We start from the raw sequence: 13,277 nt of genomic DNA on the forward strand, positions 1-13,277 counted from the left end.
GGTGGCTCCGGAGCCGAACGGGTTTCCCCCCGGGGATGGACGTCAGGCAAGATGGGGTGTATCTGCCCACCCATCGATCTGCCGGACGGTTTCTCTTGGCTGAGTTCATCTACACCATGCGCAAGACGCGCAAGGCGCACGGCGACAAGGTGATTCTTGATGACGTCACCCTGAACTTCCTGCCCGGCGCGAAGATCGGTGTGGTCGGCCCGAACGGCGCCGGTAAGTCCACCGTCCTCAAGATCATGGCGGGGCTGGAGCAGCCGTCCAACGGCGAGGCCTACCTGTCTCCCGGCTTCACCGTCGGCATCCTCATGCAGGAGCCGAAGCTCGACGAGTCCAAGACGGTCCTGGAGAACGTCCAGGACGGCGCGGCCGACATCATGTCGAAGCTGAAGCGCTTCAACGAGGTCGCCGAGGAAATGGCGACCGACTACACCGACGCGCTGCTGGACGAGATGGGCAAGCTCCAGGAAGTCCTGGACCACGCCAACGCCTGGGACCTCGACGCCCAGCTGGAGCAGGCCATGGACGCCCTGGGCTGCCCGCCCGGCGACTGGCCCGTCACCAACCTCTCCGGTGGCGAGAAGCGCCGCGTCGCGCTCTGCAAGCTGCTGATCGAGGCCCCGGACCTGCTCCTCCTCGACGAGCCCACCAACCACCTCGACGCCGAGTCGGTGAACTGGCTGGAGCAGCACCTTTCGCAGTACAAGGGTGCCGTCGTGGCCGTGACCCACGACCGGTACTTCCTGAACAACGTCGCCGAGTGGATCCTCGAGCTCGACCGCGGCCGCGCCCACCCGTACGAGGGCAACTACTCCACCTACCTGGAGAAGAAGGCCACCCGTCTCAAGGTCGAGGGCCGCAAGGACGAGAAGCGCCAGAAGCGCCTCAAGGAAGAGCTCGAGTGGGTGCGGTCGAACGCCAAGGGGCGCCAGACCAAGTCCAAGGCCCGCCTCGCCCGCTACGAGGAGATGGCCGCCGAGGCGGACAAGATGCGGAAGCTGGACTTCGAGGAGATCCAGATCCCGCCGGGCCCGCGTCTGGGCTCGATCGTGGTCGAGGTCAACAACCTCAACAAGGCGTTCGGCGACAAGGTCCTGGTCGACGACCTGTCCTTCACGCTGCCGCGCAACGGCATCGTCGGCATCATCGGCCCGAACGGCGCCGGCAAGACCACGCTCTTCAAGATGCTCCTGGGTCTGGAGGAGCCGGACTCCGGTTCCGTCAAGATCGGCGAGACCGTCAAGATCTCGTACGTCGACCAGAGCCGCGCCAACATCGACCCCAAGAAGTCCCTCTGGGCCGTCGTGTCGGACGAGCTGGACTACATCAACGTCGGCCAGGTCGAGATGCCGTCGCGCGCGTACGTCAGCGCCTTCGGCTTCAAGGGGCCGGACCAGCAGAAGGCCGCCGGCATCCTCTCCGGTGGTGAGCGCAACCGCCTGAACCTGGCGCTGACGCTCAAGGAGGGCGGCAACCTGCTGCTCCTCGACGAGCCCACCAACGACCTCGACGTCGAGACCCTGTCCTCGCTCGAGAACGCGCTCCTCGAATTCCCCGGTGCGGCCGTGGTCATCTCCCACGACCGCTGGTTCCTGGACCGGGTCGCCACGCACATCCTGGCGTACGAGGGCGAGTCCAAGTGGTACTGGTTCGAGGGCAACTTCGAGTCGTACGAGAAGAACAAGGTCGAGCGGCTCGGCGCGGACGCGACCCGTCCGCACCGTGCCACCTACAAGAAGCTCACCCGAGGCTGAGGGCCGAGGAAACGGCCATGGCCAGACACCACTACCGATGCCCCCTCCGCTGGGCGGACATGGATGCCTTCGGGCACGTCAACAACGTCGTCTTCCTCCGCTATCTGGAGGAGGCGCGGATCGACTTCATGTTCCGCCTCGCACCGGGGGAGGGCAGTGAGTCCTTCACGGGCGGTTCCGTCGTGGCCCGTCACGAGATCGACTACAAGCTGCCCCTCGTGCACCGCCACGAGCCGGTCCTCATCGAGTCCTGGGTGACCCGGATAGGCGCCGCGTCCCTGACCATCCGCTACGAGGTCAAGGACGAGGCGACCGAGGACGCGCCGGAGACGGTGTACGTGCGCGCCGAGACCGTGGTCGTGCCCTACAACCTCGCCGAGGGGCGGCCCCGCCGCATCACGGCCGAGGAGAAGCTCTTCCTCCAGGAGTACCTGGACGAGCCGAAGGCACAGCCGAAGACCGGCGCCGCCGCCCCCGCCGGGGGCATCGCGGCATGAACGAGCAGCTGCGCTTCGCCGACTCCGGGGAGGCGGCGGACCTCGCCGCCTTCCTGGGCCGGCTGGTGCACTACGACCGCGCCGCCGCCGTCCGCCTGCAGGCGCAGGCCGGCGGTGGCGCGCTCGCCGTTTTCGGGCGGCCGCCGTCCTTCGACGTACTGGCCGTCCGTACGGTGCGGCTCTCCGCTCCGCTCTCCGCTCCGCTCGACCTGACCGTCTCGGCCGGGGAGCTGCTGGAGTCGGTCGACGAGGGCGAGCGGGCCGGAGCCGTGGTGCCGGCGGCCGTCACCGGACCGCCCTGGGCGGGCGTGCTGCCGCCCCGCGGCGGCTGGACCCCGGTGGCCGGGCTGCCCGCCCCCGAGGCGATGGCCAAGGCCCTGGCGGAGGCCGTCGCCGAGTTCCGGGCCCGGGACGAGGCCCTGCCCCCGCAGCACCGGACCCGCTCCGAGCGCGACCGCATCGGCCGCGAGATCTGGTCCCGCACACTGGGGGACACCGAACTTCCGCTGCGCGCCGTGCACGCCGCGCAGTCCCTGGGCTTCCTGCGGCCGGTACGGTCCACCGTGCCCGCCGCCCCCACCGCGGCCGGAGCCGCCGCGCCGGTGGCTCTGTTCGCCTCCGGCGGCTGGCTGCGGCTGCGCACCCCGTACGGATCCGTGGCCACGCGCCGCCCCGGCGGCCTCGGCACCCTGCTGGTCCGGCCGGTCTAGCGGGCCGCCGCCGTACGGGACCCCCGCGCGGGATCCCGTACGCCCTAGCCCGCGGTGTTGATCATCGACGCGGCGGCGTACGTCAGGTACCGCCACAGCTGCGCCTCGTGCTCCGGCGCGAGGGCGAGCTCGTCCACCGCCACCCGCATGTGGGCCAGCCACGCGTCGTGCGCGGCGGCGTCCACCTGGAACGGCGCGTGCCGCATGCGCAGGCGCGGGTGGCCGCGGTTCTCGCTGTAGGTGTTCGGGCCGCCCCAGTACTGCATCAGGAACAGCGCGAACCGCTCCTCGGCCGGACCGAGGTCCCCCTCCGGGTACATCGGGCGCAGCAGCGGGTCCTCGGCGACCCCTTGGTAGAAGCGGTGGACCAGACGGCGGAAGGTGTCCTCGCCGCCCACCAGTTCGTAGAAGGTCTGCTCCTGGACCGTGCCCCGCGGAATCTCATTCACCCGACCATCGTCTCAGACGCCCGGACGGAGGACCCCGGTCCTAGGACCTCCCGGTCAGGCTCCGGACGGCCGCTGCGCGGTCGCACCCGGGCGGTGTCCGCAGGACAGTGGAGACATGGGCGCACACGCCGAGGTACGCGACGTGCGGGAGACCGCGCACGCCGCCCAGGTGCGGGAGCTGACCGCCGCCGGGGCGCTGGAGGATCCGCGCTGGCGGGCGGCCTTCGCCGCCGTGCCCCGGCACGTGTTCGTCCCGTACTACTACACGGGCCGCGGCGCCGGTCACGAGCGGCTCTGGGCCGAGGATCCCGACCCCGAACAGCGGGCCCGCTGGCTGCGCGGGGTCTACACCGACGCCCCGCTCGCCACCCGGCTGCGCGACGGCGAGCTGGTCTCCTCCAGCAGCCAGCCCTCGCTGATGGCGAAGATGCTGGAGGCCCTGGACGTCCGCGACGGGGACGGCGTGCTGGAGATCGGCGCGGGCACCGGCTACAACGCGGCCCTGTTGTGCCACCGGCTCGGCGACGGGCTGGTCACCACCGTCGATCTGGACGAGGAGATCACCGAGTCGGCGCGCGCGCACCTGGACCGGCTCGGCTACCACCCGGCCGTGGTCACCGGCGACGGGGCGCGCGGCTGTCCCGCCCGCGCCCCCTTCGACCGGATCCTGGTGACCTGCACGATCCCGCTGATCCCGCCCGCCTGGCTGGGGCAGTGCCGGCCCGGGGCCCGGATCCTGGCCCCGCTGTCGACCGGGCTGATCGCGCTCACGGTGCGGGACGCCGGGTTCGCCGAGGGCCGCTTCCTGCACACCTCGGCCTACTTCGTGCCCCTGCGCGGGGCCACGGCGGCGCCGCCGGGCACGTACGGGATGCCGCAGGGGCTTCCGTACGAGCTGGTGGAGAACGAGCGCTTCCAGTTCATGCTCGTGCTCACCTCAGGCTCCCTGCACCCGAGGGAGGCGCTGGACCTGTGGCGGCGCGAGGACCGGCCGTCGCGCGAGCGCTTCGGGGTGACGGTGGGCTCCGGGGGGCAGTGGTGCTGGCTCGACGATCCGCAGGGGCCCTACGTGTGGCCGCTGGGGGAGGCCGTGGGGGAGGCGGCGGGGGAGTCATAGGTCGGCCATCGACATATGTCGGCTACCGAGCTATGGTCGGCATGTGACTGATCAAGCTCTCCGCGAGCCGACCCTGCTGATCCTCACGGCGATCGCCGATGCCCCGCGGCACGGATACGCGATCGCCCAGGAGGTCGAGAAGATTTCGGAAGGCCGCACCAAGATGCGCACCGGAACGCTCTACGGGGCCCTGGAGCGGCTCCTGGAACAAGAACTCATCGCGGTCCACGAGGAAGAGGTGGTCGACGGCCGCAGGCGGCGCAGCTACGCGCTCGCCCCGCGCGGCCGGGAGACCCTGGCCGCCGAGGCGGCCCGGCTCGCACGCACCGCGCAGGAGGCCACCCGGCGGCTGGGGCTCGGCCGGTCCGCCGCCTCCCTCGGCACCGCCCTGCGCGTCCGCCGCACGGCGGTGGGCACGTGAGCGCGCTGCTGAGGCTGTATCCCGCCGCCTACCGGCGGGAGTTCGGCGATGAGATCGCCTACGCGTACCAGGAGGCCACGAGCGGGGCGGGGGTGCCCGCCCGCGTACGGGAAGGCGCCGACGTGGCCGGGCACGCCCTGCGCATGCGGCTCGGGCTGGGCTCCGCGGGACGCCCGGGCCGGCTCCTGGCGGCGCTGGCGCCGTTCGCCCTGGTCGCCGTCGGGGCCGCCGCGTCGAGCTGGGCCGGATTGACGCGCAACACCTTCGTCGTCGCGGGCTGGGACGAGATCGGTCCCGGCTTCGTGGGGATGGTGGCGGCCCACCTCGTCACCGTGTACGGCGTGTTCCTCGCGCTGGCCGGACGCTGGGCGGCGGGCAGCTGGACCGTGCTGGCGGGAGTGGCTGTGGCCTTCGCGACCGGTCTGGCCCGGATGGGCATCGCCTCCATCGGGTTCTCGGCGCTCACCATCGGGCCGATGCTCGCCCTGGCCCTGGTGGCCGTGGCGTGCCCGCCGGACCTGCGGCCGGCTCCCCGTGTCCGCACACGGGCCGGCGTGCTCGCGGTGATGGCGTGGACGACGGTGCTGACGAGCGCGGTGATGCTGGTCCCGCTGGTGTACCCCTTCACCCAGCTGCGCTTCGTGGTGCCGGTGGTCCTCGGATCGCTGCTGGCCGGATGCCGGGCCTTCGCGGGGCTGCGCACCGCGCCCGCCGTCCTGCTCGCGGGACTTCCGGTCCTGTACTTCGGTGCCGTGCCCGGGACGTTGCTCCCGCTCGCGCTGGCCGGTCTGCTCGTCCTGCTGCTGGTCGCCGCCGCGGTGGTGAGCGTGCGGCGCCGGCGCGGCGCACGGGACCCGGTGGCCGGCGGCTGAGCGTCCCCGGTCCCAAGGCGAAGCCCTCCGGTGATACCGGAGGGCTTCGCCGCGTTCAGGATCCGTGGCCGCGCGGGGTCAGCCCCGACGGACGGTGATCGTGGTCCAGGCGCCGACGTGGACGCGGTCCCCGTCGGCGAGCGGAACCGGCACGTACGGCTGGATGGACTCCTCGCCGCCGTTGATCGTGGTGCCGTTGGTGGAGTTCTGGTCCACCACGGCCCAGCTGCCGTCCGGCTGCTGGACGAGCACCGCGTGCTGGTGCGAGACGCCCGGGTCCTCCGGGGGCACCGACAGGTCGATGTCGGGGGACTCGCCCGTGGAGGCGCGGCGCCGGCCGATGGTGATCTGGCCGCCGGACAGCGGGAGGTGCTGCTCGGGGGAGTACGCGGGCAGGTCGAGCCCGGACGCCTCGGGGCCGCTGCGCTCCATCATCGCCAAGAAGTACGAGCGGTCCGGACCGATGGTCGCGCTCCAGGACCCGCCGCCCGGCTGCTGGTAGGGCTGCTGCTGGTACGGGGGCTGCTGCGCCTGGTGGTGCTGCTGCTGGTGTTGCGGCGGCTGATGCTGCTGCGGCTGGGGCGGCTGGTACTGCCCGGTCCGGGACGGCTGCTGGTACTGCGGCGGAGCCTGCTGAGCCTGCCGGTGCTGCGGCTGCTGGTGCTGCGGCTGGGGCGGCTGCTGCTGGTGCTGCTGCGGGGGCGGCTGCTGCTGGTACGGGGGCTGCTGGAAGTCCTGGCGCGCCGGAGGCGGCAGCATCCAGTCGTCCTCGCGCTGCAGCGGCTCGGCCGGGCGGTTGACCCGCGAGGGCCGCGAGCCCTGGTAGTCGAAGTGGTCCTGGGAGTCCGCCGGCGGGGCCCCGGGCGCGCCCGGGGACGGGGGCGGCGGCGGAGGCAGGTCCGGGGAGAGCGGGGTGTACGAGGTCGCCGTACGGGTCAGGAAGTTGTACCGGCACTCCTCGCAGAACGGGGCCATGGCCTCGCGCGGGGTCCGGCACTGCGGGCAGAGCTCGGCCTGTGCGGTCGGCTCGCCGGTGGGAGGGTAGCCGTAGCCGTAGGAGGGCGCCCCGGGGGTGCCCGCAGGGGCAGCCATGCGGTGGCCGCAGACCTCGCACCAGTCGTCGGAGGCGGACTGGTGCCCGTTCGGGCAGGTCGGCATCGCGGCGCTTCCTCCTTCTTCCTGCGTCAACGAGGCAGGGTCTTCTTCTGCTGCTTCTTCTTCGCGTCTGTTCGCATCCGGTCCGCAGCTGATCAGAGCGTCACGATCAGAGCGTCAAGCCGTACGTCAAGATTTTCGCACTCGAACGGTTTGAGTGGAACGCGTTTCTAGTGTCATCTCGTCCGCGTCGGCGACCTTTGCCTTCAGTCGCACAGTACCCGCCGCCGCATCGACGACATCCACCACCTTGGCCAGCAGCTTGGCGGTGTCGGCATTGCCCGAGGAGCTCGCCAGCTGCACGGCCCGGCCGAGCTTGGCCGTGGCACCGCCGACGTCCCCCAGTTTGCGGGCCTCCAGGCCCTGCTGGATGGCCTGCGCGAGCTCGGCCTGCCCGGTGTAGTGGGCCACCTGCGGGTTGATCGCGGTGGACGCGGCGAGATCGTCCGTCCAGACGGCGCGGACCAAGCCCTGGGCGAGTACGGCCGGGGCCTCACCGGGCGCTCCCGGCATGACGAGGGCGGCGCGGGCGGCGAGCATCTCCTGGCCGACGGAGGCGCCGGGGACCCGTACGCACACGTGGTACTCGCGGGACTCGTCGCCCCAGGAACCCGTCGGGTAGTCCCCGGCGCGCGGGGACGCCTCCGTACGGCGACCGGTCAGGTCCTGTACGGCGGGAGCCACCTGTTTGACGTACAGGACCTCCGCGCCCACGGGGGTCCACAGGCGCAGTGAGACGTCCGCCACTTCCTTGCCCATGACGTTCTCCATCATGTGCGTGAAGTCGGCCGTCAGCCGGGCCGGGTCGGCCACGATGTCGGCCGTGCCGAGCAGCGCGCTCGCGATGCCGGTGACCTCCTTGACCTCCCAGTCGGTCCCCACACCGCGGGCGTCACAGGTGAAACGGCCCGCGCAGGCGTCGAGCGTGGCGCGGAGCACGGCCGGGTCCTCGTGCTCGTTGCGGCCGTCGGTGAGCAGGATCCCGTGCCGGATCGCCGCGGTGGACCCGCGCAGCAGGCCGTCGGCGAGGCGCAGCCAGGTGCCGATGGCGGTGCCGCCGCCGGAGGAGAGCCCGCGCAGGGCCTCCTTGGCCTGGGCACGGGTGGTCGCGTCGGCGATTGCCAGGAGCCCCCGGCGGGGGAACACCTCCTTGGCCACGTGCGTCCCGGCGATCACGGCGAAGGCGGTGCCGTCGCGGAGGGTGTCGACGGCGGCGGCCGTCGCCTCGCGGGCGCCGCGCATCTTGTCGGGCGGGTACTCCATGGAGCCGGAACAGTCGACCATGATCACCACGGCGGCCCCGCCGGGGGCGACGGCCGTCCGGGTGGCCGTGGCACCGCCGGTGGAGGTGACCGTGACGATGGCGTGGACGTCGCGGGCGCCCTCAGCGAGGAACTCGTTCTGGTACACCTCCACGCTGAAGCGCGGGGCGCTCGGCTTGGCGAAGTTCGCCACTGGTCGCTCCTCCTCGGGGACGGGTACGGGGATCAGGCCTGGGCCTGCGGGGCGGCGGGGCCGGCGGGCGGGGCCGGCGCCTCCGGCGCGGTCGCCGCGAAGGGGACGACGGCCACGGTGACGTTGTCGTGCCCGCCGCCGTCGAGGGCGTGGCCCACCAGGACCTGCGCACTGTGCAGGGGCCGGACGGCGGCGTCGTACGGGAGCACCTGCGCCATGTCGCGCGCGGACTCGGCGTAGTTCCACAGCCCGTCGGTGCAGACCACGACCACGCCGTCGTGGTCGGGCTTGAAGGTGGCGGTGTGCGGCTCCAGGTCGTACGCGTCGGCCCCGAGCCAGCCGGTGATGGCGTGCGCGCGGACGTCGGCGTAGGCCTCGGCCTCGCCCATCAGGCCCGCGGCGACCATCTGGGCCGCCCAGGAGTCGTCCTCGGTGAGGCGCCGGGGCAGGGCGGCGCGGTCGTCGGGGACCCAGTAGGCACGGCTGTCGCCGACCCAGCCGATGGTCAGCAGGCCGCGGCTGACCACGGCGCCGACCAGGGTGCAGGCGGGGGCGTTCTGGGCGCCCGGAACCTCGGGGGCGAGGGCGTTCACCGCGGCGGCGGCGGCCAGGATCGCCTCGTGCATGGCCTCCTGGGGGTGCGCGCCGCGGGGGAGGGCGTCGAGCAGCGCCTCGTTGGCGGCTCCGGCGGCCGCGGCGGAGGCCTCGTCGGGGCGGCTGGCGGAGGAGACGCCGTCGCAGACGATGGCCACGGTGGCGGCGGAGCCGTCGGGCAGCGCGGTGGCCGCGACGGCGAAGGAGTCCTCGTTGCGGTGGTGGCGCAGCCCGCGGTCGCTGACGGCGGCGACGCTCCCGAGCTCCTCTTCGAGGTGGTCCCGCTCCCGGGGCTGCGCGTGCCCGCAGTGCTCGCAGTACCCGTCGGTGTCCACCCGCCCGGCGCGGCAGGCCACGCAGGTCTTCCCCCCGGAGTCCCCTTGCGGGGCGGGGCCCTGGCCTGCGTGGGGGGCTTCGCCCCCGGGGGCGTGGGCCTGCGGGGCGGGGCTGCCGTACGGGGCTTCGCCCTCGGCGTGCCCTTGCGGGGCGGGGTTCCCGTACGTGGCTTCGCCCTCGGTCTGGGCCTGGGGGCCGGGGCCGCCGTACGGGGCTTCGCCGCCGGAGGAGTGCCCCTGGGAGGAGGAGCCGCCGTACGGGGCTCCGTGGTCCGGGCCGGGGCCCTGCGGGCCCGGGCCGTGCCCGGCGGGGTCGGGTCCGCCGGCGTGCTGTGCCTGCGGGGCGGGGAGGTCGTAGGAGGTGGGGTGCTCTCCGGGGCCCGGGGTGCTGTACGCGGCGCCGCCCGTGGGACCCGTGCCCTGCGCGCTCGCGCCGTAGGGAGCGGTGTCCGCCGGGTGCCGGCCCTGAGGGGGCGTGGCGTACGGGCTCTCGGGGGCCGGAGGCGTGCCGTGGCCGGGGTCGGACCAGCCGGCGGGGCCCGACACCAGGGTGGGGGCGGCGGTGGAGACGCTGCCCCAGCCGGGCGCGGCCTCGCCCGCGTACCCGGAGGCCGCCGGCTCGGCGTGGCCGCCGGAGTGCCGGGGAGCGGAGTCCTCGCCGGACGACGGGAGTCCGACGGTGGCCGGGATCCCGTGCGCCGGGGTGACCCGACCGGTGGCGCCCGCGTGAGCGGCGCCGGCGCTCGCCGGAGCGGGCGGGCCGGTCGGCGCCGCCGGGATCAGGGGCGCCGGCGCGGCCGTACCCGCCCCGGCCGGGGCAGGGGCGGCCGGTGCCACCGGGGCCGCGGGGGCCGAGTACGCCGAGCCCGCCGGTGCCCCGGGGGCCGCGTACGCGGGGCCTGCCGGGGTGACCGGCTGGGCCGGAGCCGCGGGGGCCGAGTACGCCGAGCTCGCCGGGGAGGCCGGCGCGGCCGGTCCGGCCGCGGGCGGGGTCACCGGAGCAGAACCCGCCGGTGCCACCGGGGCCGCGTGGGCCGGTGCCCGCTCCGGGGCTCCGGGCTCCGCGGCGGCGGTGGTCGTGAGGGCGTAGCCGCAGAGGCCGCAGAAGCGGTCACCCTCCTCCAGCGGTTCCGCGCAGCTGGGGCAGCCCGACAGCCGATGCATCGACATCAATCACACCCACGTCCGGGGACGGAAACGGTTTGCCCGCTCCACCAGTTCGATCCTCTCCTCGCCCCGCTGCGCCAGCCGTGCCAGCACGCGGAACGAGCGCTCCAGGCCGAAGCGCAGTCCCCGCTCGTCCAGTTGGCAGCCGAGCAGCGAGGTACGGCCGGGGTCGGAACCCCGGCTGCCCGACAGTACCCAGTCCAGCGCCGAGCCCAGAACTTCCGCCCTGAGCCGCTCGTGGCGCACCGAGTCCAGGCCGAACCGCCCCAGGGCCTCCACCTGCGCCGCGGCGGCCGTCAGATCGGCCAACAGGGCTTCCTGGGGCGACCGGTCGCGCAGGCGTGCCCGTACGGCGGCCACCCGCGCGGCGGTGTGGTGGATCGACACCTCCGGTACGGATTCCAGCGTGCGCACGGCTCCGTCCCGGTCCCCGGTGGCCAGCTGCACCCGGGCCAGCCCGAACGCGGCGCCGACGAAACCGGGGTCCGTGGCCCACACCAGGCGGTAGTACTCGGCGGCGTTGTCCAACTGCCCCAGCACCTCCGCGCACAGCCCCAGCGCCAGCTTCGGCGCCGGCTCGCCCGGGAAGGCGTCGTAGATGGCGTCGAAGGACAGGGCCGCCGTCTCGTCCTCCCCGACGGCCAGCGAGGAGATGCCCCGGGCCCACACCACGCGCCAGTCGTCGGGGTGCCGCGCCTCCAGCCGGGTCAGCGCGTCGGCGACGAGCGGCGCGTCGGCGCCGCCCAGTTCGAGCCGGGCCCGCAGCTCCCGCAGCCGCAGCTCGGCGGATTCGGCCGGCGCCGAGCCCAGCGCGGCCAGCAGGTCGGCCGGCGCGGAGGCCAGCAGACCGGCCAGGAAGCCGGCGTTGGGGTCCGCGGCGTCGACCAGCGGCACGGGCAGCGCCAGCGCGGCCTCGCGGGTGTCCAGCGTGGACAGCTCCGGCCGCCGCGGGGCGGTGATCCCGACGGGAGGCAGCGGCTCGGCCGGCCGTGCCTGGCGCGGGGCCGGTACGGCGGGACCGGCGGCCCGGTGCGTCGCGGTGGTGACCAGCCCGGTCGTGCCGTACCCCGTGATGGGCGCCGCGGACGGCGCGGCCGGGTCCCCCGCGGACACGGCGGCGGCGGGAGCCGGAACCGGCGCCGGCGCCGGAGCCGGGACGACGGCCGGCGCCGGAGCCGGGACGACGGCCGGAGCCGGGCCCCGGCCCGCCCGCCACCGCTTGACGGGGCGCTCGCCCAGGCGGGACACGTGCCCGCCGGACTTGTCGTCGGTGAACAGCCGGTCGTCCGGGACCCGCAGTTCGGGCCCGAAGAGGGTGGAGACCTGGGGCCGCGGGCGGCCCGTCTGGAGCGCGACGACCTCGCGCAGCACCCCCGTCAGCTGGTCCGCCATCTCCTGCGCGGACGCGAACCGCCGTCCCGGATCCGGGTCGGTGGCCCGTACGAGCAGCCGGTAGAAGGACTCGTACCGCCCGAACACCTCGATGTGCCGCGGGTCCGGCAGGGAGTCCACGAACACGTTCGTGTAGCCCTGGAAGTCGAAGGTCAGCACGGCCAGCGTGCGCGCCACCGTGTACAGGTCGGAGGCGACCGACGGGCCGAGCTCCGCCACCTCCGGCGCCTGGTAGCCCACGGTGCCGTAGATGGCCGACTCCTCGTCGTCCATCCGCCGGACCGCGCCCATGTCGATCAGCTTCAGCTGGTCGGCCTGCTGGATGGCGTTGTCGACCTTGAAGTCGCAGTACAGGAGGTTCCTGGAGTGCAGGTGCCCGAGTGCCTCCAGCGCCTCGATGCCGTAGGCGCACGCCTGCTCCACCGGCAGCGGATCGCGGCGGCCGTCGGGCCTGCGCCGCTCGTTGGCGATCTCCTTGAGGGATTTGCCGCCGACGTACTCCATGACGATGTACCCGTCCAGCGAACCGGTCCGCTGGTCCAGGTGCTCCACGAAGTTGTAGATCCGCACGATGTTGGAGTGCTCGATCTCCGCGAGGAAGCGCCGCTCCGAGATCGCGGCCTCCATCGCGTCCTGGTCCCCGGTGTCCAGCAGGCCCTTGAGCACCACCCACCGGTCCGACACGGCCCGGTCCACCGCGAGGTAGACCCAGCCCAGCCCGCCGTGCGCGAGGCAGCCTGCGACCTCGTACTGGCCGTGGACCAGATCACCCGCGCGCAGCTTGGGCACGAAGGAGTACGGGTGACCGCACTTGGTACAGAAACCTTCCGTCCGCCCCGGCCGCTCGCCGCGCGCCCGCCCCACGGGAGCCCCGCAGTCGGAGCGCGAGCAGAACCGCTTGCGCTCCGGGACCTCCGGGTTCTCCAGCACCGCCTCCGAGGGATCCGGACGGGGCACCTCCGGTACGTTGACCAGCCCGGCGCCCAGCCGGCTGCGGCCCGACCCCGAGGCGGCCGAGCCCGAACTGCGCACCGACACCGACCGGGTGGACGCGGCTCCCGAGAGCGTGCGCGAGAGCCGGCCCGACACGGAGCGCCGAGACGACGACGAACGCGACGAACGCGAAGCCCGCGAGGAGGAGGACGAGGCGGAGGACCGGCCGGACCCGTGCGAGCCCTGGGAGTCCCCGTGGCGGGCCGCGCTCGTCATCGCCGTCGGCACCGACACCAGCTCCTCGGCGCCCGCCGCGACGGCGCCGGCCGGCGCCAGCCCGCAGGTGTCGCAGTAGACCTCGCCGCCGCCCATGTCCTCGTACGTCCCCGGGCAGCCGGGGCGCATGCACGCCGTTCCGAT

General features: G+C 73.9%; 11 protein-coding genes. 6 read left to right on the forward strand and 5 right to left on the reverse strand.

All coding sequences use genetic code 11. The features are described from left to right. Positions 1-95: 95 nt before the first annotated feature. From ettA to ACIQV3_RS15500, 3 genes are read left to right on the forward strand one after another with little or no spacing between them, the layout of a single operon-like run. Positions 96-1,760 (forward strand): energy-dependent translational throttle protein EttA, encoded by a 1,665-nt coding sequence (ettA, locus tag ACIQV3_RS15490; protein ID WP_403712911.1) that lies wholly within the window; start codon positions 96-98, stop codon positions 1,758-1,760. Positions 1,761-1,777: 17 nt separating this feature from the next. Next, positions 1,778-2,257: an acyl-CoA thioesterase gene (locus tag ACIQV3_RS15495; protein WP_403712912.1), complete on the forward strand. Its 480-nt coding sequence runs from the start codon at positions 1,778-1,780 to the stop codon at positions 2,255-2,257. Then, entirely contained in the window at positions 2,254-2,967 is a 714-nt protein-coding gene (locus tag ACIQV3_RS15500) for a hypothetical protein (RefSeq protein WP_403712913.1), read from the forward strand. Before ACIQV3_RS15495 ends, ACIQV3_RS15500 begins: the two co-directional genes overlap by 4 nt. 44 nt (positions 2,968-3,011) lie before the next feature. Here ACIQV3_RS15500 and ACIQV3_RS15505 read toward each other — a convergent pair whose 3' ends face one another. Next, complete coding sequence (locus ACIQV3_RS15505) at positions 3,012-3,416, reverse strand: globin (protein ID WP_243334938.1); 405 nt, start codon at positions 3,414-3,416, stop codon at positions 3,012-3,014. 115 nt (positions 3,417-3,531) lie between these two features. Between ACIQV3_RS15505 and ACIQV3_RS15510 the strand changes: the two genes are divergently transcribed. From ACIQV3_RS15510 to ACIQV3_RS15520, 3 genes are read left to right on the forward strand one after another with little or no spacing between them, the layout of a single operon-like run. Continuing rightward, on the forward strand, positions 3,532-4,533 hold the full coding sequence (locus ACIQV3_RS15510; RefSeq protein ID WP_403712914.1) for a methyltransferase domain-containing protein: 1,002 nt from the start codon (positions 3,532-3,534) through the stop codon (positions 4,531-4,533). A 43-nt stretch (positions 4,534-4,576) separates the two neighbouring features. Then, positions 4,577-4,954 (forward strand): PadR family transcriptional regulator, encoded by a 378-nt coding sequence (locus ACIQV3_RS15515; protein ID WP_403712915.1) that lies wholly within the window; start codon positions 4,577-4,579, stop codon positions 4,952-4,954. After that, positions 4,951-5,826, forward strand: a complete 876-nt coding sequence (locus tag ACIQV3_RS15520) for a hypothetical protein (protein ID WP_403712916.1) — start codon at positions 4,951-4,953, stop codon at positions 5,824-5,826. The genes ACIQV3_RS15515 and ACIQV3_RS15520 overlap by 4 nt, the downstream gene beginning before the upstream one ends. Positions 5,827-5,904: 78 nt before the next feature. Here the strand turns inward: ACIQV3_RS15520 and ACIQV3_RS15525 are convergent, their stop codons facing one another. The 4 genes from ACIQV3_RS15525 to ACIQV3_RS15540 form a co-directional block, all read right to left on the reverse strand. Then, positions 5,905-6,984 (reverse strand): FHA domain-containing protein, encoded by a 1,080-nt coding sequence (locus ACIQV3_RS15525; protein WP_403712917.1) that lies wholly within the window; start codon positions 6,982-6,984, stop codon positions 5,905-5,907. 126 nt (positions 6,985-7,110) lie between these two features. Continuing rightward, positions 7,111-8,436, reverse strand: coding sequence for a VWA domain-containing protein (locus ACIQV3_RS15530; protein ID WP_403712918.1), 1,326 nt, complete (start codon positions 8,434-8,436; stop codon positions 7,111-7,113). A gap of 32 nt (positions 8,437-8,468) precedes the next feature. Further along, positions 8,469-9,914, reverse strand: a complete 1,446-nt coding sequence (locus tag ACIQV3_RS15535) for a protein phosphatase 2C domain-containing protein (RefSeq protein WP_403713149.1) — start codon at positions 9,912-9,914, stop codon at positions 8,469-8,471. Positions 9,915-10,538: 624 nt separating this feature from the next. Then, the gene (locus ACIQV3_RS15540; protein WP_403713150.1) at positions 10,539-13,277 is read right to left on the reverse strand and encodes a tetratricopeptide repeat protein; all 2,739 of its coding nucleotides are present in this window, start codon (positions 13,275-13,277) and stop codon (positions 10,539-10,541) included.

This window comes from Streptomyces sp. NPDC099050, from assembly GCF_044759865.1.
Lineage (GTDB): Bacteria > Actinomycetota > Actinomycetes > Streptomycetales > Streptomycetaceae > Streptomyces.

Coding starts and splice junctions, on each gene's coding strand:
- ACIQV3_RS15500 (WP_403712913.1), top strand. CDS start 2,254: ATGAACGAGCAGCTGCGCTTCGCCGACTCCGGGGAGGCGGCGGACCTC.
- ACIQV3_RS15510 (WP_403712914.1), top strand. CDS start 3,532: ATGGGCGCACACGCCGAGGTACGCGACGTGCGGGAGACCGCGCACGCC.
- ACIQV3_RS15495 (WP_403712912.1), top strand. CDS start 1,778: ATGGCCAGACACCACTACCGATGCCCCCTCCGCTGGGCGGACATGGAT.
- ACIQV3_RS15525 (WP_403712917.1), bottom strand. CDS start 6,984: ATGCCGACCTGCCCGAACGGGCACCAGTCCGCCTCCGACGACTGGTGC.